Origin of the sequence: Hymenobacter sp. BT491 (assembly GCF_014349165.1) — a bacterium.
Taxonomy (GTDB): domain Bacteria; phylum Bacteroidota; class Bacteroidia; order Cytophagales; family Hymenobacteraceae; genus Hymenobacter; species Hymenobacter jejuensis.
Genome location: NZ_JACSJJ010000002.1, coordinates 1,002,473 through 1,022,554, shown reverse-complemented (window position 1 = coordinate 1,022,554; position 20,082 = coordinate 1,002,473). Strand labels below are relative to the sequence as shown.

General features: G+C 55.8%; 15 protein-coding genes. 8 read left to right on the top strand and 7 right to left on the bottom strand.

From position 1 onward, the window contains the following. Positions 1 to 23: 23 nt before the first annotated feature. Positions 24 to 461 (top strand): YybH family protein, encoded by a 438-nt coding sequence (locus H9I52_RS10075; protein ID WP_187453741.1) that lies wholly within the window; start codon positions 24 to 26, stop codon positions 459 to 461. A 15-nt stretch (positions 462 to 476) separates the two neighbouring features. Here the strand turns inward: H9I52_RS10075 and H9I52_RS10070 are convergent, their stop codons facing one another. Together H9I52_RS10070 and H9I52_RS10065 are read right to left on the bottom strand one after the other, a co-directional pair. Beyond that, entirely contained in the window at positions 477 to 1,643 is a 1,167-nt protein-coding gene (locus tag H9I52_RS10070; protein WP_187453740.1) for an App1 family protein, read from the bottom strand. A 172-nt stretch (positions 1,644 to 1,815) separates the two neighbouring features. Beyond that, on the bottom strand, positions 1,816 to 2,625 hold the full coding sequence (locus H9I52_RS10065; RefSeq protein WP_139517288.1) for a M48 family metalloprotease: 810 nt from the start codon (positions 2,623 to 2,625) through the stop codon (positions 1,816 to 1,818). Positions 2,626 to 3,061: 436 nt separating this feature from the next. On the opposite strand from H9I52_RS10065, the gene H9I52_RS10060 reads away from it, so the two are divergent. After that, positions 3,062 to 4,174: a DNA topoisomerase IB gene (locus H9I52_RS10060; RefSeq protein WP_187453739.1), complete on the top strand. Its 1,113-nt coding sequence runs from the start codon at positions 3,062 to 3,064 to the stop codon at positions 4,172 to 4,174. 78 nt (positions 4,175 to 4,252) lie between these two features. Here H9I52_RS10060 and H9I52_RS10055 read toward each other — a convergent pair whose 3' ends face one another. Next, a complete protein-coding gene (locus H9I52_RS10055) occupies positions 4,253 to 5,845 on the bottom strand; it encodes a hypothetical protein (RefSeq protein WP_187453738.1) in 1,593 nt (530 codons plus the stop codon). Between the two features lie 153 nt (positions 5,846 to 5,998). On the opposite strand from H9I52_RS10055, the gene H9I52_RS10050 reads away from it, so the two are divergent. Continuing rightward, positions 5,999 to 7,609, top strand: a complete 1,611-nt coding sequence (locus H9I52_RS10050) for a hypothetical protein (RefSeq protein ID WP_187453737.1) — start codon at positions 5,999 to 6,001, stop codon at positions 7,607 to 7,609. Between the two features lie 30 nt (positions 7,610 to 7,639). Here the strand turns inward: H9I52_RS10050 and H9I52_RS10045 are convergent, their stop codons facing one another. The 4 genes from H9I52_RS10045 to H9I52_RS10030 form a co-directional block, all read right to left on the bottom strand. After that, positions 7,640 to 8,065: an STAS/SEC14 domain-containing protein gene (locus tag H9I52_RS10045; protein ID WP_139517284.1), complete on the bottom strand. Its 426-nt coding sequence runs from the start codon at positions 8,063 to 8,065 to the stop codon at positions 7,640 to 7,642. Positions 8,066 to 8,391: 326 nt separating this feature from the next. Then, a complete protein-coding gene (locus tag H9I52_RS10040) occupies positions 8,392 to 9,876 on the bottom strand; it encodes an exonuclease domain-containing protein (protein ID WP_187453736.1) in 1,485 nt (494 codons plus the stop codon). Positions 9,877 to 10,037: 161 nt separating this feature from the next. Further along, a complete protein-coding gene (locus H9I52_RS10035; protein WP_139517282.1) occupies positions 10,038 to 10,508 on the bottom strand; it encodes a PA2169 family four-helix-bundle protein in 471 nt (156 codons plus the stop codon). A 92-nt stretch (positions 10,509 to 10,600) separates the two neighbouring features. Then, a complete protein-coding gene (locus tag H9I52_RS10030) occupies positions 10,601 to 11,779 on the bottom strand; it encodes an AI-2E family transporter (protein WP_262385997.1) in 1,179 nt (392 codons plus the stop codon). A gap of 243 nt (positions 11,780 to 12,022) precedes the next feature. Between H9I52_RS10030 and H9I52_RS10025 the strand changes: the two genes are divergently transcribed. The 5 genes from H9I52_RS10025 (at position 12,023) to H9I52_RS10005 (ending at position 20,035) form a co-directional block, all read left to right on the top strand. Beyond that, positions 12,023 to 13,924, top strand: a complete 1,902-nt coding sequence (locus H9I52_RS10025) for a DNA topoisomerase IV subunit B (protein ID WP_139517281.1) — start codon at positions 12,023 to 12,025, stop codon at positions 13,922 to 13,924. Between the two features lie 137 nt (positions 13,925 to 14,061). Next, entirely contained in the window at positions 14,062 to 14,757 is a 696-nt protein-coding gene (locus H9I52_RS10020) for a TMEM175 family protein (protein ID WP_187453735.1), read from the top strand. 275 nt (positions 14,758 to 15,032) lie between these two features. Further along, a complete protein-coding gene (locus H9I52_RS10015; protein ID WP_410403028.1) occupies positions 15,033 to 17,768 on the top strand; it encodes a DNA gyrase/topoisomerase IV subunit A in 2,736 nt (911 codons plus the stop codon). Positions 17,769 to 17,978: 210 nt separating this feature from the next. Then, positions 17,979 to 18,848 carry a tetratricopeptide repeat protein gene (locus H9I52_RS10010; protein ID WP_187453734.1) on the top strand — a complete coding sequence of 290 codons (870 nt, stop codon included), beginning with the start codon at positions 17,979 to 17,981 and terminating at the stop codon, positions 18,846 to 18,848. A gap of 74 nt (positions 18,849 to 18,922) precedes the next feature. Continuing rightward, positions 18,923 to 20,035, top strand: a complete 1,113-nt coding sequence (locus H9I52_RS10005) for a tetratricopeptide repeat protein (RefSeq protein ID WP_187453733.1) — start codon at positions 18,923 to 18,925, stop codon at positions 20,033 to 20,035. The last annotated feature ends 47 nt before the right edge of the window (positions 20,036 to 20,082 follow it).

The following is a 20,082-nucleotide window of genomic DNA, read 5'->3' as shown; positions in this document are numbered from 1 at the left end:
AACTAATTTATAATCAAATACTTATGAAGAAGCTTTTTTGGGTTCTCATTTGTGGCGTGCTGCTAAGCGCCTGCTCGCAGGTGCCTGCTGCCACCTCGCTGCGCCGCGACATTACCCAAGTGCTCACTACGCAAACCGCCGCCTGGAACCGCGGCGACGTGGCGGGCTTTATGCAAGGCTATTGGCAATCCGATTCGTTGGTGTTCATTGGCAAGCGCGGGCTTACCTACGGCTGGCAGCCCACCCTCGATAACTACAAGCGCAATTATCCCGACGCTGCCGCTATGGGCCAGCTGGTGTTCTCCAACCTGCGCATTACGCCCCTCGGCGACGAGGCCGCGCACGTAGTGGGCAAGTGGCACCTAACGCGCCCCAAGGCCGGCGATTTGGAAGGGCATTTTCTGCTGGTTTTTCGTAGGCTGAACGGGCAGTGGGTGATTGTCGCCGACCATTCAAGCTAGCTTTCTGTACTGCGTTTAACCTTCTTTTTGTACCTCGCCGGGGTCGTCGGGAGTGGTTTCGTCTTTGTGCTTTTCCTGCTCCACGGCCGGAATGGCTTCGGTGAAGATGAGCCCCGCGCGGGCGGCGTGCTCGGCGGCCTGCACCGTGTCCTGCACGAGCAACATTTCTACTTTGTCGGCCCGCAGCTCCTCCGACACGCTTTCCACCAACGTGGCGCGGTCGGGCCGGAGCACGTCGCGGATGTAGATGGCCAGAATGCGGCCGGGGTGACGCCGCACTACTTCACGGTAGATATTAGCGTCTTCCTGTCCGCTATCACCAATAAGCACAAAAGGAAGCTGGGGATAGGTAAGTAGCAGGTTATCAATCTCTTTGAGCTTGTGCCCATGATGCTCCGACGCATCGCCGGCTTTCTGGCGCACCAACGCCATGTCGCGCAGCAACAACGGGCCCGGCGGAATCTGATTTAGGGTCAGAAAGTCTTCCAGCAGGTCGTATAGGTTCCAGGGACTGCTGCTTACGTAGAAAAACGGGTTGTTGCGCTTGCCGTTGCGGCCCAGCTGCAAGGCCCGATAAAACTCCGCCACTCCTTTGAAAGGCAGCCGCGAGCGGGCATTGCGCAGCAGCACCGTGCGGGCCATGCGCAACATGTCGGTGGCCGAAGTCTGGATAACCGTGTCGTCGAGGTCACTGATGATGCCGTATTCCGCATCGGCTGGCGGGATAAGCACCGGCGCCTGCGTACGCAGGCCCGCCGCCATCGGGATGGGAGCCGGCACCGACTGCAACAGCACGTCCACCGGATACCACATAAAATCGATGGGTTCGGGCAGCGCCTGGGGTTCGATGTTAAGCGTAAAGTAGCCTTCTTCGTCGGTGACTACAGCGTGCTCGGTGCCGTCGGCGGGCCTGATAATGAGCTGCGCTCCGCTGATTTCGTTGCTTTCGAAGCGCCGGTACATGTTCAGCAGGTTATGCCAGCGCGAGTCAGAAGCGTCGGGCTCGCCGATGCCTTTGTCGGTCAGCAAACGGCCTTTAACATAAAGCCGTGTGGGCGTACCGTAGCTGCGATACGGCACAATTTGCAGCGGATCAAGCAGTCCCAGGCGCGTGCGGGTACGCAGAATGAGGTTGTCGGCCCGCTCGGCCCAGTCGCTGAATTTATCAAGAAAGGAAGGCATACAGGCAGGATAAAGGCCAAAGCTATGGAAATCCATACGCACGGAGCGGCCCCCGATGTTGTGGAGTCGCCTTAAGAGGCCGATGCTACTAAGTCCGGGCTAAGCTCGTCTATTTATGCAAAAAGGGCCTGCAACTTCGGTTACAGGCCCTTTCAAACGGTAAGCTATTGATTTACAGCAGCGATTTCAACTTGTCGAAATTGGTGTTGTCGACGGTGCGGCCGGTGCAGCCTTCGGTTTGGGCTTCGGTATTGATGGCCTCCACGCGCGAACCCGGATCGGGGTGGGTGCTGAGGAACTCGGGCGTACCGCCCGTTTGGCCTTCTTTCTGCGCTTTCTCAAAAAAGCCCGCCGTGCCGTTGCAGGCGTAATAGCCGGTGCCGTTGAGGTATTTCACAGAATACAAATCGGCTTCGCGCTCGAAGTCGCGGCTAAACTTCAACTGGCCCAATTCGCTGGCGATGGTAACCAGTTGGTTGGGGTTTTCGCCTAGTACTAGGCTCAGCAGCAACGAGATACCGTATTGCTGCTGAAGCTGCTTGGACGTATGGCGGCGGTCGGCATGGGCAATTTCGTGGCCCAACACCCCCGCCAGCTGCGATTCGTTGTCGAGGTATTTAATCAGCCCCGTGAATACGTAAATGTGGCCGCCGGGCGTCGCAAACGCGTTTTGGATGTTGTCGTCTTTGATGATTTTGACATCCCACGGAAACTCATTGCGGTAGGTAAGCTGACCCGAATTCAAAACCCGGTTTACCACCCCGTCGAGCAACTGGTACACCTGAGGATTGGCGCTGCGCTGAAGCAACTGGCCGCTGGCCTGATACGTGGAATCGGTTTTGGCCGCCACCTTGGTGCCGAGGGCTTTGTCGTCGTCGACGGAGAAGAGCACCACGCCATCGCCACTGCCCGAACAGGCCGAGGTAGCAAGAGAAGCAGCCAGAGATAACAGAAGCCAGGGTTTGGAAAGGAAGCGGATCATGAGTAAGGATGCAATTGGTATATAAGAAAGGGCGGGCTGAAAAGTGCAAGAGAGAAAACGGTGCCAAAACCACCGGAACCGCATACGGAAAGGCCACCAGAAGTGTTATTGATTTGCTTTAATCTTTCGTAGAGGCCAAAAAATCAGCGCATAATATTTTTGACGTTTTTAATTATTCTAATTTCTGGGGTGTTCGAGCGGCTCAATACTGCCGGTGCCTGGTCGGAAAGGAGACACTGGTACAATGAAAACGTCGGAAGTAGCTTGTTATTCTGTGGTTCTTGAATTGATTTATATAATATATTGATAATCAATATATTATGAAAAGGCGTGAATTGCGCTTGCGGCCTAGGTTGGCGAGTGCGTTACTTTCTGCCGGGTTCTGCGTAGAGAAAATCCCGCTGGCTATGTTGGTCAGCAGGCTTATCCTGTTACGATGCCCGCTACAACCCACCCACGCCCCAAAGTCAAGAAAAAGAACCTAGTCCCCGACGACGAAGCACACGTTCTCTACAAAGATCCGGCCCGCCAAGCCGAACTTGCCGGCCTGCGCTACCTCACCGATGCCAAGCCCGGCCTGACCCGCGTAGCCGGCCCCGATGGCACCTTCAACTATCTGAATGCCAAAGGGGAAGCGATCACGGATGAAAAAATCTTAAGCCGCATCAGCAGCTTTGTGATTCCGCCGGCCTGGACCGACGTCTGGATCTCGCCCTCCGCCAATTCTCACCTGCAAGTGACCGGCCGCGACGCCAAGGGCCGCAAGCAGTACATCTACCACACGGCCTGGGACCAGGCGCGCAGCCTGACGAAGTTTAGCCGTTTGCAGGCGTTCGGCGAGAAGTTGCCCGCCCTGCGGCAGCGCATTCAGCAAGACTTGAAGCACCCTAAGCTCGACCGCGAAAAAGTGATTGCCATCGTGCTCACCCTCATGGACCAGTCGTTTATTCGGGTGGGGAACAAGGAATACGCCAAGAAAAACAAAAGCTACGGCCTGACCACCCTGCGCGACCGCCACGTGCAAGTAGAAGGCGACGAGGTCAGGTTTTCGTTTGTGGGCAAAAAAGGCGTTCCGCACGACGTAACGCTGCACGATCGCCGTCTGGCCCGCATGGTGCAGAAGTGCAAAGAGATTCCGGGGCAGCACCTGTTTCAGTACTATTCTGCCGATGGCCACCGCCAGGAGCTGGAGTCGGGCGACGTAAATGCGTATCTGCAAGAAGTAACGGGTATCAATCTGTCGGCCAAGGACTTCCGGACGTGGGGCGGCACCGTGAAAATGGTGGAATGCCTCGAAAGTGTGCTGCACGAAGAACCCGACCTGCCCAAAGACAAAGTGCTGAAGCGCGCCGTGAAAAACGTGGCTGCCGGCTTGGGCAACACGCCCACCGTGTGCAGCAAATACTACATTCACCCGCAGGTGGTGGAACTTTTCAACTCCGATAAGCTGATTGACTACCTGCGCAAACACGACGTCGATCCGGAAGAAAACGACCTGCTCACACCCACCGAGCACATGGTGCTGGAAATGCTGAGCGAGATAGCTTAAGCACAAACTAAAGCAATTGCATTATTAGTAACTCACTGTCTATAAACGAGTTACTAATAATGCAATTGCTTTAGTTTGCTAGTAGCCTTCGCGGTCGTAAGCGTGCATAAGCACGCCTTTTTCGGTTTTGTCCTTGGTTTCAGAGCCTTTGGTGAGTTCGTTGCCGCGGTTGGTGTCGTAGTAGCGCGTCTTTTTGCTCCAGCCGCGTACGTGAGAGGTGTCCAGCACTGTGTCCTCGTTGGGGCCGCCGTAGATGTCGGTGCGGATGCCGCGCTTTACGTTGCCGCGCACCTCAAACACATCTTTCCCGTCGAGGCCATGCAGAACGAGACGCTTGGTTTCGTTGGTGCGGAACAGGCGCCGATAGAGCAGCGTGTCGGCGGGCGCTTTCTCACTTTCATCGGGAATGCGGTACATGCTGACTTGGGTAGTTGAGTCGCTAAGGCGCTCTACCACAAAGTGTTCGTCGGCATCGGTGCCGACCACCGTGACTTGTTCGGCCAGCAGCCGATAAAAGGTATGGGCGGCCGCGGGCAGGTTGCTACGCCGCTTTTTTAGCGCCTTTATCGTGCGGGCACCCTCCAAGGCATACACCGACGGTGGCATCCGGCGAATGGCTTTCTCAATCACGTTGTCGGTAAGGCGCTGCTGCAAATTGGTGGCAAGTTGCTGGAATTGTTGGGCGGTGACTTCGCTCAGGGCCCGCGCATCAATAAAGCGGGCATTGCGGACCAAGCCAGCAATGTCTTCATACTCCGGCTTGAAGGTGCGAAACTTGCGCACGCCCCATTTGCGGCTCGCCAGCCACGGAATCAGGCCGTCGTCGAAGCGGTAAAAAACTTGGTCGCGGTCTTTGGGGATGGGGCAGTACTGCGTGCGTCCTCCAGCCTGCTCGTACACGGCCCACTGCCATTGGCCCTCGTGCCGATCCCAGTCGCCCAGCCAGATGTCGAGCAAGCGTGCGCGCGCAAAGGCCAGCTGATCAACCTGATGCGTAGGATCGGTGTAGCGCTTGCGCAGCATGTCTTCGGTGTCCTTCAGGTCGGTGGCCTTACCGAACGCGGGGGTGAGGTTGGCAGGGCCGTTGTACTTTTCTTCCAGCATCACCACCTTGCCCCGAAAGCGCTCGGAGTATGGCCCCAAGGCTGTTTCTTTCGGACTTATATAATAAAGTTGCGGATTGGTGTGAAACACGCCGGCTGCTTCGGCCAGCGGCGGCACCACAAACGCTGCGTAGGGGTTGGCCGCAGAAGTCGCATCGCGTACCACATTGAGTACGAACGTCTTCTGAAAAATCTTGGGTAGCGTTTTGTACGGGTCTTTGTCGAGGGTACGCAGGGCGTAGGCGCGCCCGTTGTGGCCATCCAGCGTCATGCTGGTGCTCTGAAAGCCGCCACCCATCTTGCCCGCTTCCACACCGCCCGCCACGGCTGTCTGCGGATTAAAAGTAGGCACTACAACGGGCGAAGCCCACACCGAGCGGTAGTGCGCACCCATAAACACGTTGTAGAGCCTGCCATGCAAATAATGGCGTCCTGCCACCACCCGCGCGCTGTCGGTAGGGGCGGCAGGGCCGTCGGAAAGGCGGGCATCGGTTTGAAAAAACGCTTTTCGTGCGCAGCCGCTCGCCAGCAACAAGAGCAACGAGCAAGAGAGGTAGCGGTGGGGCATCAAGTGGGAATTGAGAACACAACGTCCATCCTTCAACGCAACTTTACAATAAAAGTGGACAGCTAGCTCAACACAACCCCTGCCGGGCCGTTTGCGCTATAAGTCCGGGTAACTGTTCTGGTTACTGGGTCCCGAAGCCTTACTCCCGATCACGTGCCTCTCTATTGTCTTCTTACGCCGCAAGGCCGACTGGTTTCCTGCCTCAGCGGCGCGCTGATGCTGTATTCGTGTTCGGCGCCGGCGGCTTCCAATTCTGCTCCGCCCGTCATCGCCCCCGACTCGACGGTGCAGGTGGCCGCCGGGCCGCAGTACCTGCGCGGGCCGGTGCACCAATTTTTTTGGGGCCGTCATTACCGAAAGGTATGGGCCGAGCCCGTGCGCGCGCCGGTGCTCAACCTGCGCACCGCCGTGCCCGGTGGCCTGACGCCCATCCAAGAAGGAGGCAGCTTCCAAACCAAAAACCTACGCCTCGTCGATCGCAACGGGGTGCAATACGTACTGCGCTCCGTCGATAAAGATGCGACCAAAGCCTTGCCGGCGCGCCTGCAAAATGGCCCCATCGGAAAGCTCATGAAAGACCAAACCAGCGTCATTCATCCGTATGGAGCCTACATTGTGCCGCCGCTGGCCGAGGCGGCGGGCATTTATTCTACCAATCCGCGGCTGGTGTACGTGGCCGATGATCCGGCGCTGGGGAAGTTTCGCAAGTCGTTTGCCAATGCCCTGTACCTGTTGGAGGAGCGCCCCGAAGGCGACCAAAGCCTGGTCAGTAGCTTCGGTCACTCTGCCAAAGTGGAGAGTTCGCGCAAGGTTTTTACCAACATCAGATATCGCCCTGATTACGAAATAGATACGCGCCAATACCTGCGTTCGCGGTTGTTCGATATGTGGCTGGGCGACTGGAGCCGGCGCGAAGACCAATGGCGCTGGGCCAGCTTCCTGACGCCCGACGGCACCACGCGCTACCGCGCCATTCCGCGCGACCGCGACCACGCGTTCTTTAAGTTCGACGACGGATTTCTGACCAAGATCATCAGTTGGGTGAAGTCCAACTACCAGAGCTTTCACAAGGAAATCCTCCTCAGCGACGTCGAGGGCCTCAACCGGGCCGCCGAACCCATGGACAAAACGCTGCTGGTGTACCTGACGGCCGACGATTTTCGGCAGGTGGCCGACTCGATGCGGCACCAGCTCTCGGATGCGGTCATAAAGAAATCGCTAACCGTGTGGCCCGCAAACATTTACAAATTATCCGGTGCCGAGTTTGAAGAAAAGCTGCGCAGTCGCCGTGATCAGCTGCCGGCGGTGGCGGCGAAGTTCTATGAGTTGCTTTCGCGCGACATCGAGTTGCCCGGCACCGACAAGCCCGAGCGCTTTGTGATTGAGCCAGCCGGCGAGGGCAAGGTGCGCGTACGCGTGTACCAACAGCACATGCAGCACGCCGACAGCCTCTCGGGGCAGCGCGTGTTCGACGTGAGCCAGACGCGCTCCATTAAGTTGTACGGCTTGGGTGGCGACGATATTTTTGAGCTGGAAGGCCTGCCCGACAAGCGCTTTGCCATTGGCATTTACGATGGAGCGGGGCAAGACATCATTCGTCAAAAGCTTGATACTCCGTCGGATATCGAGACGTCCGTTACCGTATTCGACAGTGGCGACGGCAACACTCTCAACGTGAGCAAAGCCATCAAAATTGAGCCGTATCAGCCCCGCGCCAACGAATTCGACGCTGCTGGCTGGCTGCTGCGCCACCGTTTGTTTTAATTACTTGATAATCAAATAATTGTGAAATAATTAAGCGCAGCACAGCCAGCGCACGGCCGCCTGCTGATCTTCGAACTGGCCTACCTCCAGTGCCAAGTGATTTATGGCATGGGTTATATGCTTGGTATACAAATAGTTGGCGGAATCCTGAGTTTGGACCACCGCGCAGCGTTTGTAGCCGCCTTCGTGCACGGCGCGGGGCGCCCAGCAGCGCGCCAGCCATTCTTTGTCCTCGGGCAGAATGGGCGGCATACTCCGATGGTCGGTCAGGACTTTGGTGTACCCTTTATTTTTGAGCAGCGCCAATACTTGCTCGTACACCATCCGAAACTCGGAGCTGCGCACGGGCACAATTTGCCATTCAATGCGCACAAACTTGGCGGGATGCTCAATAACGCTGGCTAGTTCATTATGAAAATACAGCGATTCGTCGGTAGGATATAGCAGGTCAGCCATGTGGCAGTAACGGTGGTTACATACAGGGATCGGGGTGACACGTGCAATAGGAGGGTAGATGGGGGAGCAGTATTGGCTTTTAAACGGGCAGGGCAAGCAGAAGGATAGCTTTTTTGGGCTTAAACGAGATTTTTTGTCACAAAAAAATACAGGCCGAATGTAACTGCTTGAATACTTGTGAAATAGGATAAAATCGCGGCGTAGGTAATCGAGTCTCCGAAACTAAGTAGTTCGGATAGGACTGCCTAAACTTTTCGTCCAACACAAAAAAAGCATCGCCGAAACGATGCTTTTTGTAGCTGACATAATTGGCCCGACCGGAAGAATCACCGAAAGATTTTCACTTTGTCTTTGTGCGGTGTGCGCAGGTACTGACGGATGATCTGCTGGACGTCTTTATTGTCGTTGTAGCGCGTGATCGCATCTTTAAAATCACCGATTCGCCGCGCCGAAAACTCGCCGTCGACGTAACCAAACCCCAAGTACCGGCCGTTTTCGACCAGCACGATGGATTTTTCGTCTTCGCGACGTCCTTTGCCGATGACCACAAACGAGCCGTGCTCAAACGTAAACGACTCAATGGCTTCTTCTACGCGCTTGTTGTATTCTTCGGGCGGCTCCAGGCCCACGCAGGCGCCTTTGCAGCGATGTACCTGATAATCAAAGCAGGAGCCCTGGGTTTTGTACAGATCGCAGAGCTTTTGGCAGAGCCCGAACTTCGATACTTTGTGAAACAGGAATCCCTTGGCTTTGAACTGGTTACCCAGCGCAATCAACGGATGTGACTCGGCGTGGTCGTCGGCCCGACCGTAGTAAAGGCGCAGGTAGCCGTTTTCGTCGGTGCGCAGAAAAATGCCCGCCGGAAACACCGAGCGGCGCTGAGCGCGGTTGTAGAGTGGCTTGAGGCGCTTGATTTCGTCGGATTCGTACAACAACGCAACTAGCTCAGAGCCAGTTAGATGCCAAGTAATATCCGAAATCGAGTTTTTGAATTCCAGCGACTTGCGCGACTTATAATCAACGGCAAAGTGCTGCTGAATGCGTTTGTAGATGTTGATGCTTTTGCCCACATAAATCACTTCGCCTTCCTCGTTGTGGAAGTAATACACGCCGGCTTCCTGGGGCAGCGAAGCTACTTTTTCGGGTGTGATGTTGGGTGGGAGCAAGGCCGTCTTGATGGCTTCCTGCACGGCCGAAACGCGCTTGGGGCTGGGTTGCTTAGCGGCCTTGGGCTGGCGGCCACTGGGCGCCACCGCGTCGACGGCGGCCAGCGTATCGGCTGGGCTGATGCCGGGCTGGGTCAGGGATTCGCTTTGCTGCGTGATTTTGAGCAGACGATCAAACAGGATGGCGGTAGCTTCGGCGTCGCCGGCGGCGCGGTGCCGGTTGTTCAGCGGGATGCCAATATTCTGGCACAACTTGCCTAGGCTGTAGCTCGGCTGACCCGGAATCAGGGAGCGGCTCAGGCGCACGGTACACAGGGTTTTGCGCGAGTAATTGTAGCCTAAATCGGCAAATTCCTTCTTCATGAAGGAGTAATCAAACCGCACGTTGTGGGCCACAAACACGCAGCCTTCGGTCATCTCGACGATCTTGCGGGCCACCTCATGAAACTTGGGCGCATCGCGCACCATGTCGTCGTTGATGCCGGTCAACTGGCTGATAAAGAAAGGAATAGGCCGCCCCGGATTCAAGAGGGTTTCGTACTGGTCGATGACCTGTTCGCCGTCGTGAATAAAAATGGCAATCTCGGTGATGCGGTCCTGGGTTGGCTGCCCACCGGTGGTCTCAAGGTCGATGATAGCGTACAAAAGCGAAGCGGCTGATAAGTGCTAATAAGAATGGTAACAAAGATAACCGGCCGAATGGTTGCACAAGATTTTGTCCGGCGCCGAGGAGTTTAGTGAACGCCAGCGCACAAAAAAAGGCGGCCTGCCGAAGCAAACCGCCTTTCATCGAAAGGAAAAACCAATTAATGAGTCTGACCCTTCAGCGTGGTAATCTGGTTCTTAGCCGCCAAGATTTCGCTGTGCTGCTTCTGAATTACGTTTTTAGCTTCGGCTGGCAACCCAGTGCTCATGGCCTTTTCATAGGCTTCGAGGGCTACTTTATCGCCGGTTTCGCACTCGCCCAAAATAGCCGAGTCGTCTTGGCCGGTGATGGCCGATTTGATGTTGATCCAACCGCGGTGTACGGCAGCAGCGGCATCGGCTACTACGCCTTCCACAGTGCTTTCGTTCTGCGGGCTAATGCCATATTGCTGAGCATGTTGCTCGAGGTCGGAGGCAAATTGGGCGCGCTGCTGGCTGAAGCGGCTCAGCTCCGATTTCAACTGGGGATTGCTTACGCCTTCAGCGGCTTCTTGGTAGCCCTTAGCGCCGGTTTTATTGATTTCAACGAGGTCGTTATATGCGCGGGCGATGTCTTCTGTGATAGCAGCCATTGTGTTGGGTGTTTGGTATGATGAATAGATCAGGTTAGCAAAGACCGCAGATGCAGACTCTTGGCTCTTATACTGTTCTACTTGGCGTGGGGTTACGCCTGGCCCCGCAGCCGTCCCCAGAGCCGCCCGAAAAAGCCCGGCTCATTTTTGTCCGACGGGATGGTGTCTTCCCCTTCGGCAATGTCACCGAGCAGGAAGCCCCACGGCTCCGTCGATTTGGAGGCGTCCAGTACCACTTTCAGCACGGCAATCAGCGGAATGCTCAGGATCATGCCCGGCGTGCCCCAGAGCTCGCCACCCAGAATCAGGGCGATGATGGCGGCCATCGGGTTGATGCTCACTTTAGAGCCCGTTATCATAGGCGTAATAAAGTTGCCTTCCAGAAACTGCACCACCAAAAACACGCCCACCACGCCCGCCGCCCGCAGGGGCGAACCCGTTTCCACCAGCGTCACGATGGCCGGCACGGCCGCCCCGATCATGATGCCGATGTAGGGAATGATGGCCAGCACCGAAGCAAAAATGGCAAAGAAGATGGCAAACTTCACGCCCAGTACCAACAAGCCAATGGCATTAAGCACTGATACTATGATGATTACCGTGAAAAGCCCCGTGATGTACGCCTGCACCACCACCTGAATGTTGTCGATGGTCGTCAGCACGGTGGTGCGCTTATCCGGCGCCACGAAGCGGAACATAAACTGGCGCAGGTGATCGCGGTAGAGCAGCAAGCAGAAGATGTAAATAATAACCAGCGTCAGGTTGCTAAACACCGCCGTAGTCGTGTTGAAGGTGGTGCCCAGCACCCCGCCGGCCGACTTCTTCATGGACTTTACAATAGAGTCCGTAAGCTCGTCTTTGCTAATGGGTTGAATACCAAACTTTTGGTAGATAATCTGCTGGATTTGGTTGAAGTACTGATTTAGCTGACTTTGCAGCTTCGGCAGCTCGCTCTGAAACTGAATAATCTGCGAAGCAAAGGCATACATAATGCCAGCAATGGTCAGAATCACTAGTAGCAACACCAAGATAATAGCCAGAATGCGAGGCACTTTGCGCGTTTCCAGCCACCGACACAGGGGCAGCAGCAGGATCGACAGCAAGCCAGCAAACGCGATGGGCAGCAGAATATCGTCGAGCCGATTTAGGACGAACACGAGCAACGACAAGCCAATCAGCATGAACGTGTAGTAAATCACCGGTTGCTGGCGCACCTCAGACGTTGGATTGGGATGCCGCGGCTGATTAAAATTGTTGGGAGGGGGTAACATTAGCTAATAAAATTGGGAAGTTTTGTGAGAGGAAAATAGCCGGATATTGGCTATATTTGAAGAATCGCAGATGAACTCTGAGGGCGGCGTGTGGGTTAGGCTAATACGGTTTTGCCAACCAGGTTAGTTGTGCCCGCGCCCGCCCAGATTACAACAATCCTATTGGTCGGGCTTTACGGACGGTACCGGGAAAAAGCCGATTTTCTGCGTTATTTTACATCAAATTTGACTTACCCATTTCCGATGGCTGACGAAGAACTACCCCAAGCCCCACACGCTTATACCGAAGACAGCATCCGTTCCCTCGACTGGCGCGAACACATACGCCTTCGGCCCGGCATGTACATCGGCAAGCTCGGCGATGGTTCGGCGTACGATGACGGTATATATGTGCTTGTAAAAGAGGTTATTGACAATTCCATTGACGAGCACGTAATGGGCTACGGCCGCACCATCGACATCAAGATCAGCGACAGCCGCGTGCAAGTGCGCGACTACGGCCGGGGCATTCCGTTGGGCAAAGTCGTGGACGTGGTCAGCAAGATCAACACCGGCGGCAAGTACGATTCGAAGGTGTTTCAGAAATCGGTGGGCCTGAATGGCGTTGGTACGAAAGCCGTGAATGCGCTTAGCAGCTATTTCCTAGTGCAAAGCGTACGCGAAGGCCTGATGAAAGCTGCCGAGTTTGAGCAAGGTCAGCTCAAGAGCGATCCTAAGCCGGTGAAAACCTCGCAGCGCAACGGCACGCTGATGGTCTTTCAACCCGACGAAAGCATTTTCCGCAATTACCGCTTCATTCCGGAGTACCTGGAAAACCAGATCTGGAACTACGTCTATCTGAATGCGGGCCTCACCATCAACTTCAACGGCCAGAAATACCACTCTGAAAACGGCCTGAAAGACTTGCTGGCTCGCAAAGCCGACGAGGAGAGCGTACGCTACCCGATTATCCATCTGAAAGGAGAGGACATCGAGTTGGCCATGACCCACGGCAACGACTACGGCGAGGAATACTACTCGTTCGTAAACGGCCAGTACACCACACAGGGCGGTACCCACTTGGCGGCCTTCCGCGAGGCGGTGGTGAAAACCCTGCGCGAGTTCTACCGCAAAGACTACGACGCCAGCGACATTCGGGGCAGCATTGTGGCCGCCATTTCGGTGCGGGTGCAAGAGCCGGTGTTTGAATCGCAGACCAAAACCAAGCTGGGTTCTTTCAACATGGGACCTGACGGACCCACGGTGCGCGGCTTTATTGTTGATTTCGTTAAAGAGCAGCTCGACAACTACTTACACAAAAATCCGGAAGTAGCGGAAGCGCTCAAAAAGCGCATCGAGCAAAACGAGCGCGAGCGCAAAGACATGGCTGGCGTGAAAAAGCTGGCCAACCAGCGCGCCAAAAAAGCCAACCTGCACAACCGCAAGCTCCGCGACTGCCGCCTCCACCTCGACGACCACAAACACGAAAACGAAGCCCTCACCACGCTCTTCATTACGGAAGGCGACTCGGCCTCTGGCTCGATTACCAAGTCGCGGAACGTTGAGACCGAAGCCGTGTTCAGCTTGCGCGGTAAGCCCCTGAACTGCTTTGGGTTGAAGAAAAAAGTCGTTTACGAAAACGAAGAGCTGAACCTGTTGCAGCACGCCCTTAACATCGAAGAGGGCATCGAGAACCTGCGCTACAACCGGGTGGTAGTGGCCACCGACGCCGACGTAGATGGCATGCACATCCGGCTGCTGCTGCTCACGTTCTTCCTGCAGTTCTTCCCCGATCTGGTGCGTAATGGCCACGTATTCATCCTGGAAACGCCGCTGTTTCGGGTGCGCAACAAGAAGCAAACTATTTATTGCTACAACGAGCAAGAGAAGCAACAAGCCATGCGGCAATTGGGCCGTAACCCGGAGATTACGCGCTTCAAAGGCCTGGGTGAAATCTCGCCCGATGAGTTTGGTAAGTTCATTGGCGAAAACATTCGCTTAGAGCCAGTTATCCTGCAATCGGATCGCTCGATTCAGCAAGTGCTGACGTATTACATGGGCAAGAACACCCCGGCCCGTCAGGAATTCATCATCGACAATCTTCGTTTGGAAAAAGACTTGGTAACCAGTGACGTGCTGCCCGTGGAGGAGGCAGTAGAGGTGTAAATCGCTGTGTGGCTGTGTACAGGTCCGTTTACGGCTGATGCGGCAGATTTGCGGAAGGTTGAATGGTTGTAGTGTGCAGAACTCACCCGTGCCGGGCACTGCTCTTTTGAACAGCCCGACCCTCACAATCTCTGTTTATGTTTGCCCTGCTGGACTTGTTACGCCGCGGCAATTTGCACCGCACCCGCGTGGAGGCGTTCTCCGACGGCGTCTTTGCCATCATCGTCACCCTGTTGATCTTGGAGATCAAGGTGCCGCATCTGGCGCACGGTTCCGCCGCCGAACTGCTCCACGGTCTGCGGGTGCTGGTACCGAAATTTTTGAGCTGGGCCATTAGCTTTATTGTGGTCAGTAAATTTTGGGTCAATCATTCGTACATTTTCAGCCTCGCCCGATGCTGCAGCTACGCGGCCATGTGGATCAACGCTTTGTTTTTGATGGCTCAGGCCTTCATTCCGTTTCCGACGGCGCTGCTGGGCGAGTACCCGTACAATCCGGTGGCCGTGAGCTTTTTTGGTATCGTAATGGTTGTCAATACGTTGCTGTTTGTGTGGCTGCACAGCTACATCAACGACAACTTGCTGCGCGACGCCTCGCATTACGTGCCCAAGCGCACGCTGCTGGGGCGCTCGCTGGTAGGCCCGATTTGTTACGCGTTGGGAGCCGCCCTGGCGTGGGTGAGCGTATGGGCCGCATTTGCCGTGTACCTGCTGACCCCGCTGTTTTTTGTGGTACCCCTGCAACCCAACCACGGTTTGGCCGTCGCCGAAGGCGTAGTTGACGAGCACGAGCATACCGTTAGCGCCGCTTCGGCGGTGCCTTCGCACCGATAGTTTTTTGTTTGGAAGTGGCAAGTCCGCCACACTTTATTACTGCTGTGTCAAAAGAGAATAATCCACAAGACCCGAATCCACACGCTTTGCCCGCTGATCTGTTTGCGGCCGGCGACACCATTGATTTCGGGTCAGCCCCCGCCACGGGCGACGAGGCACCTGCGGAGCAGTCCGCGACGGAAGAAACTGTTATTTATTCACAAGTATCTGATTTTGAGATACTTATTGAAGATACTAGCACCGGTGATCATGGTGCGCCTGTGGACGAAAAGCCGGTGCTTGAGCCAGCCGAAGAGTCGGAGGAAGAGCCCAAATTTGCGCCCGGCGAAACCATTCACGACGTGGCCACCGTCAACGGAATGTACCAGAACTGGTTTCTAGACTACGCTTCGTACGTGATTTTGGAGCGCGCCGTGCCCGCCATCGAAGACGGCCTGAAGCCGGTGCAGCGCCGCATCCTGCACGCGATGAAGGAAATGGATGACGGCCGTTTCAACAAGGTTGCCAACGTCATCGGCCAGACGATGCAGTTCCATCCGCACGGCGACGCCAGCATCGGCGACGCGATGGTAAACTTGGGCCAAAAGGATTTGCTCATCGAAACGCAGGGTAACTGGGGCGACATCCGCACCGGCGACGGCGCGGCCGCCCCGCGTTACATAGAGGCGCGCCTCTCGAAGTTTGCGCTCGACGTTGTATTTAACCCCGACATCACCGACTGGCAGCTCAGCTACGACGGCCGCAAGCGCGAGCCCGTGACGTTGCCGGTGAAGTTTCCGCTGCTGCTCGCGCAGGGTGTCGAAGGCATCGCTGTGGGCCTGAGCACTAAGATTATGCCCCACAACTTCCGCGAGTTGTGCAAAGCCAGCATCGACGTGCTAAAAGGGCGTGATATTGAGCTGTATCCGGATTTCCCGACCGGCGGCCTTTGCGACATCACCAACTACAACAACGGCCAGCGCGGCGCCAAAATCCGCTTGCGCGCCACCATCGAGAAGGCCGACAAGACCATGCTCGTCATTCGCGACATTCCGTACGGCACCACCACCACGGCGCTGATGGAAAGCATCGTGAAGGCCTCGGAAGCGAATAAAATCAAGATTAAGAAAGTCGTGGACAACACGGCAGCCGAAGTCGAGATTCAGGTGCACCTGCCCACGGGCGTGTCGCCGGACCTGACGATGGACGCGCTCTATGCCTTCACCGACTGCGAAGTCTCGATTTCGCCCAATACCTGCGTCATCATCGAAGACAAGCCGCGCTTCGTGATGGTGGAGGACATGCTGCGCCTGAGCACCCAGAAAACGGTGCGCTTGCTGGAGCGTGAGTTGGAAATCCGGCAGGACGAGCTGCACGAAAAATGGCACTCGGCTTCGCTGGAAAAAATCTTCATCGAGAACCGCATCTACCGCAAAATCGAGGAATGCGAGACGTGGGAAGAGATTTTGGAAACGATCGATGCCGGCCTGAAAAAGTTTGTGCGCATCGACGGCGAGAAGCAAAAGGCCAACGATACACGCATTGTGCTGCGTCGCGCAATCACGGAAGATGACCTAACGCGCCTGACGGAAATTCGCATCAAGCGCATTTCGAAGTACGACGGCTTTAAAGCTGACGAATACATCCAACGTCTCGAAGCTGAATTAACAGAAGTGGCTGATAATCTGGCAAATATCACTCGCTACGCCATCCATTACTTCGAAAACCTACTGAAGAAATACGGCGCGGGGCGCGAACGCAAAACGCAGCTGCGCACCTTCGACGTGGTATCGGCGCAGAAAGTAGCCGTAGCCAACCAGAAGCTCTACGTCAACCGCCAAGATGGTTTTGTGGGCTACGGGCTGAAAAAGGACGAATTCGTGTGCGATTGCTCCGACATGGACGACATCATTGCCATCCGGCGCGACGGCTCGTTTATGGTGGTCAAAATCGCGGAGAAAACCTTCGTTGGCAAGGACATTCTGCATGTAGGTATCTACAACAAAAACGATGACCGCTTAGTGTACAACATGGTTTACCTCGACGGCGGCTCGCAGATAAGCTATGCCAAGCGCTTCCTGGTGACGGGCATCACGCGCGATAAAACCTACGATCTTACCAAGGGCTCGAAGGGCTCGAAAGTGCTGTATCTGACGGCGAATCCCAATTCCGAGTCGGAGATTGTCAGCATTCAATTGTCGGACAAAGCACCCGCGCGGGTGAAGCAATTCGACTTCGATTTCGCGGAGCTTTCCATCAAAGGCAAAGGCTCGATGGGCAACATCGTGACCAAGCAGCCTGTCAAGAAGATTACGCAAAAAGCCTTGGGTGACAGCACGTTGGGCGGACGCGAAATCTTCTATGATGAAGTAATCGGTCGCCTCAACACCGAAGGCCGCGGTCGTTACCTAGGCTCCTTCGACACCGATAATACGATTGTGGTGGTGTACAAAGACGGCAGCTACGAACTGACCTCTTTCGATGTTGGCAACCACTACGAAACCGGCAACATTGCTTTACTGCGCAAAAATGAGCCCGATCTGGTGCTCTCAGCGGTGTACATGGAGGGCGACACGAAAGTGCATTACGTCAAGCGATTCCACATCGAAACCACCACAATTGGCAAGCGCTTTACGTTCATCTCCGAAACCAAAGGCTCGAAGCTCTTGGCCGTAACGGCGCACCCAGAACCACAAATTGAGGTGAAGCTGCAGCGGGACAAAAAGTCCGACAAAGAGACCGAGAAAATCCAGCTCCACGAGTTCATCGACGTGAAAGGGTGGAAGGCAATGGGCAACAAGCTGAATTACTTCAAGATCCACGCAATCACGCTCCTGACGGCCGAAGCGCCCGAGCCAGAACGCCGAGTTGTGGCCAAAAAGCGCGGTCCGGCCACCATTCCGCGGCCTCAAGCAACGGCAGCGCCCGAAGCTTCCCTAGAGCTGGCTGGCCCCGTCGATATTACGGCTGAAGATGTGGAGCGAGCGCAAGCGTTGCTTCGGCGACCCAAATCGCAACTAAAGTTGTTTTAAGAAATGCCCCGGACGATAAGCCGGGGCTTTTTCTTGCCAAATTGGGCGCACCTGGTCAGCTTTATGCCGCGAGTGGGCGTTGGCCTAGAAGTTTTGGTTTGGCAGATCGTTATTTGCAAAAGTCGCGAGTAATTATATTTGCATAAATATTTGATAGTCAATGTTTTATACTGAAATGCTTTCGTTAAGCGTTTTTGAGTAAGATTCGGTATGGGTTCGTCTCTGCGTGTTGGCCTTCTCTTTCTCGTTCTTCTGCTCGTAGGCAGGGGCAAGACCGCACGGGCGCAAGCTACAGGCGAGGGAACCGAAGCCAACGCCGCACAGCCGGCGCCTGTCAGCATTCCAAAACTGCTGGCCGAAGCACGCGTATTGCAGCGCGAGTACCGCGAATCGGAGGCATTGGCCAAGTACGAGGAGGTTCTGGCCCGCGATCCCCGGCGTTACGATGCGTTGTGGCAAGCCTCGCTGCTGAGTATGAAAATAGGCGGCCGTTACAGCGACGAAACCCGCAAAAACGCCTATTTCGTGCTGGCTCGCCAATATGCCGACCGCTCGCTGGCCGTCAACCCAGATGGGGCGGAAGCTAACTATGCCGTGGCACTGTCATTGGTAACTCAGGCCACGTTGCGCACGGCCTATGGGCGGCTGTACGCCTATAAGGAAATGCAACCGTATGTGTTTATGGCTGTGGCGCGCCGCCCCGATTGGGCCGATGCGTGGGCACTCCTGGGGCGCTGGCACTTTCGCGTGGATCATTATAACATCCTGGAACGCGCCTTTAGTAGTTTGTTTTTGGGAGGTATGCCCAACGGTGCCAGCAGCCGAAAAGCTGTCGATGCGTTGGTACGCGCGCATCAGCTTGACCCCAAGCGCTTGCAATTTTGCTACGATCTGGCCCGCGTGCACATCAACCGTAAGCAGTTCAGTCGGGCGTATAAAGTGCTGGAAGAGGCCAATGCCATTCAGCCTATCACGAGCGAGGATCTGGAGCTAAGCCGTCGTTGCCGCCTTCTCTACGATCAGATGCGACGCAAGCTTAAGATTTCATCTCCGGAAGCGCCCGCGGCACCCAGCCGATAAGGCACACGTGGAGCATCCGGAGCCAGACGCTTATCTTTGCAGTACTAGTATTTGCCTTCCATTTTATAGTTGCCATGCGCTTTTCCTGGCTTTTGTGGCCGCTGTCCGTTACAATGCTGTCGGCTTGCGGTTCCTCTGAACCAACCGAGCAGCCGGATGTGATGGTGAACATCGCCACTGTGCAGAGCGGGCCCAAAATTCAGGCAGATGAGCTCGACGGTGCCATTGCCCGCCAGCCCCGCAACGCAGGCCTCTATGCCCGTCGGGCCGCGTTTCGCCTCGATGCTGGCCAGACTGCCGCCGCCCTGCAGGATATTAACCAGGCGCTGGAGCTCGACGATTCGCCGGGGGAGTTTTACTTTATCAAAGCACGGGCCTTGCGGGCTCAGAATACGCTGCCGGCAGCCTTGGCAGCAGCGGAAGAAGCTTCGCGCCATGGCTATTCGTCGCCGGAACTCAACCTGCTCGTAGGCGAAACCAACTTGGCTGCTCGCCGCTACGAAGCCGCCCTCGACCACCTCGACCGCACACTTCAACAGGAGCCTGATCACCCGGCGGCGCTATTTTATAAAGGCATCGCTTACGCCGCCACCGCCGACACGGTGCAGGCGCTGAATTATTTGCGGGCCAGCCTGAGCCGCGATCCGCGCCAACCCGAGATTCTGCACCAGTTGGCGTTCCTGTCGAATGCCTACCGCTTGCCTGCTGAGGCGGCTACCTACGCTGCCCGCGGGCTACGCTTGGCGCCGGGCTATGCCGCTCTGTGGTATGATTACGGGCGTCAGTTTGAGTTACAAAATCTGCCCGACAGTGCCGCTCGCCGCTACTCCCGGGCCGTGCAACTCGATTCGACCCAGTATCGCGCCGATTATCGGTTGGCCCTTATGGCTTATAAGCAACGCAAATACGCCGAAGCAGTGCCGCATTTGCAGCGTGCTTTACGCCGTGCGCCGCGCCTGGCCGGTGCCCGCCAAATGTTGGCCGAAAGCTACGAGAGTCTCGGGCAAGTGCCCGAAGCCCAGGCACAATATCGGTTGTTGGTTGCCGACAACCCCGGCAACAAGCACTGGACCTATAAAGTCTGGAAGCTAGGTGAACATGGCCGCCAACCTGCTGCCGACGCGAACCGCCCCGCCGCGATTGAGCCGATTGCGCCCCTCTCCGGCAGGCCCCCGGCAGGTTATTAGGTAGAAGGTTGTATAACGAATGCACTGTTCTTAAATTATTGATAATC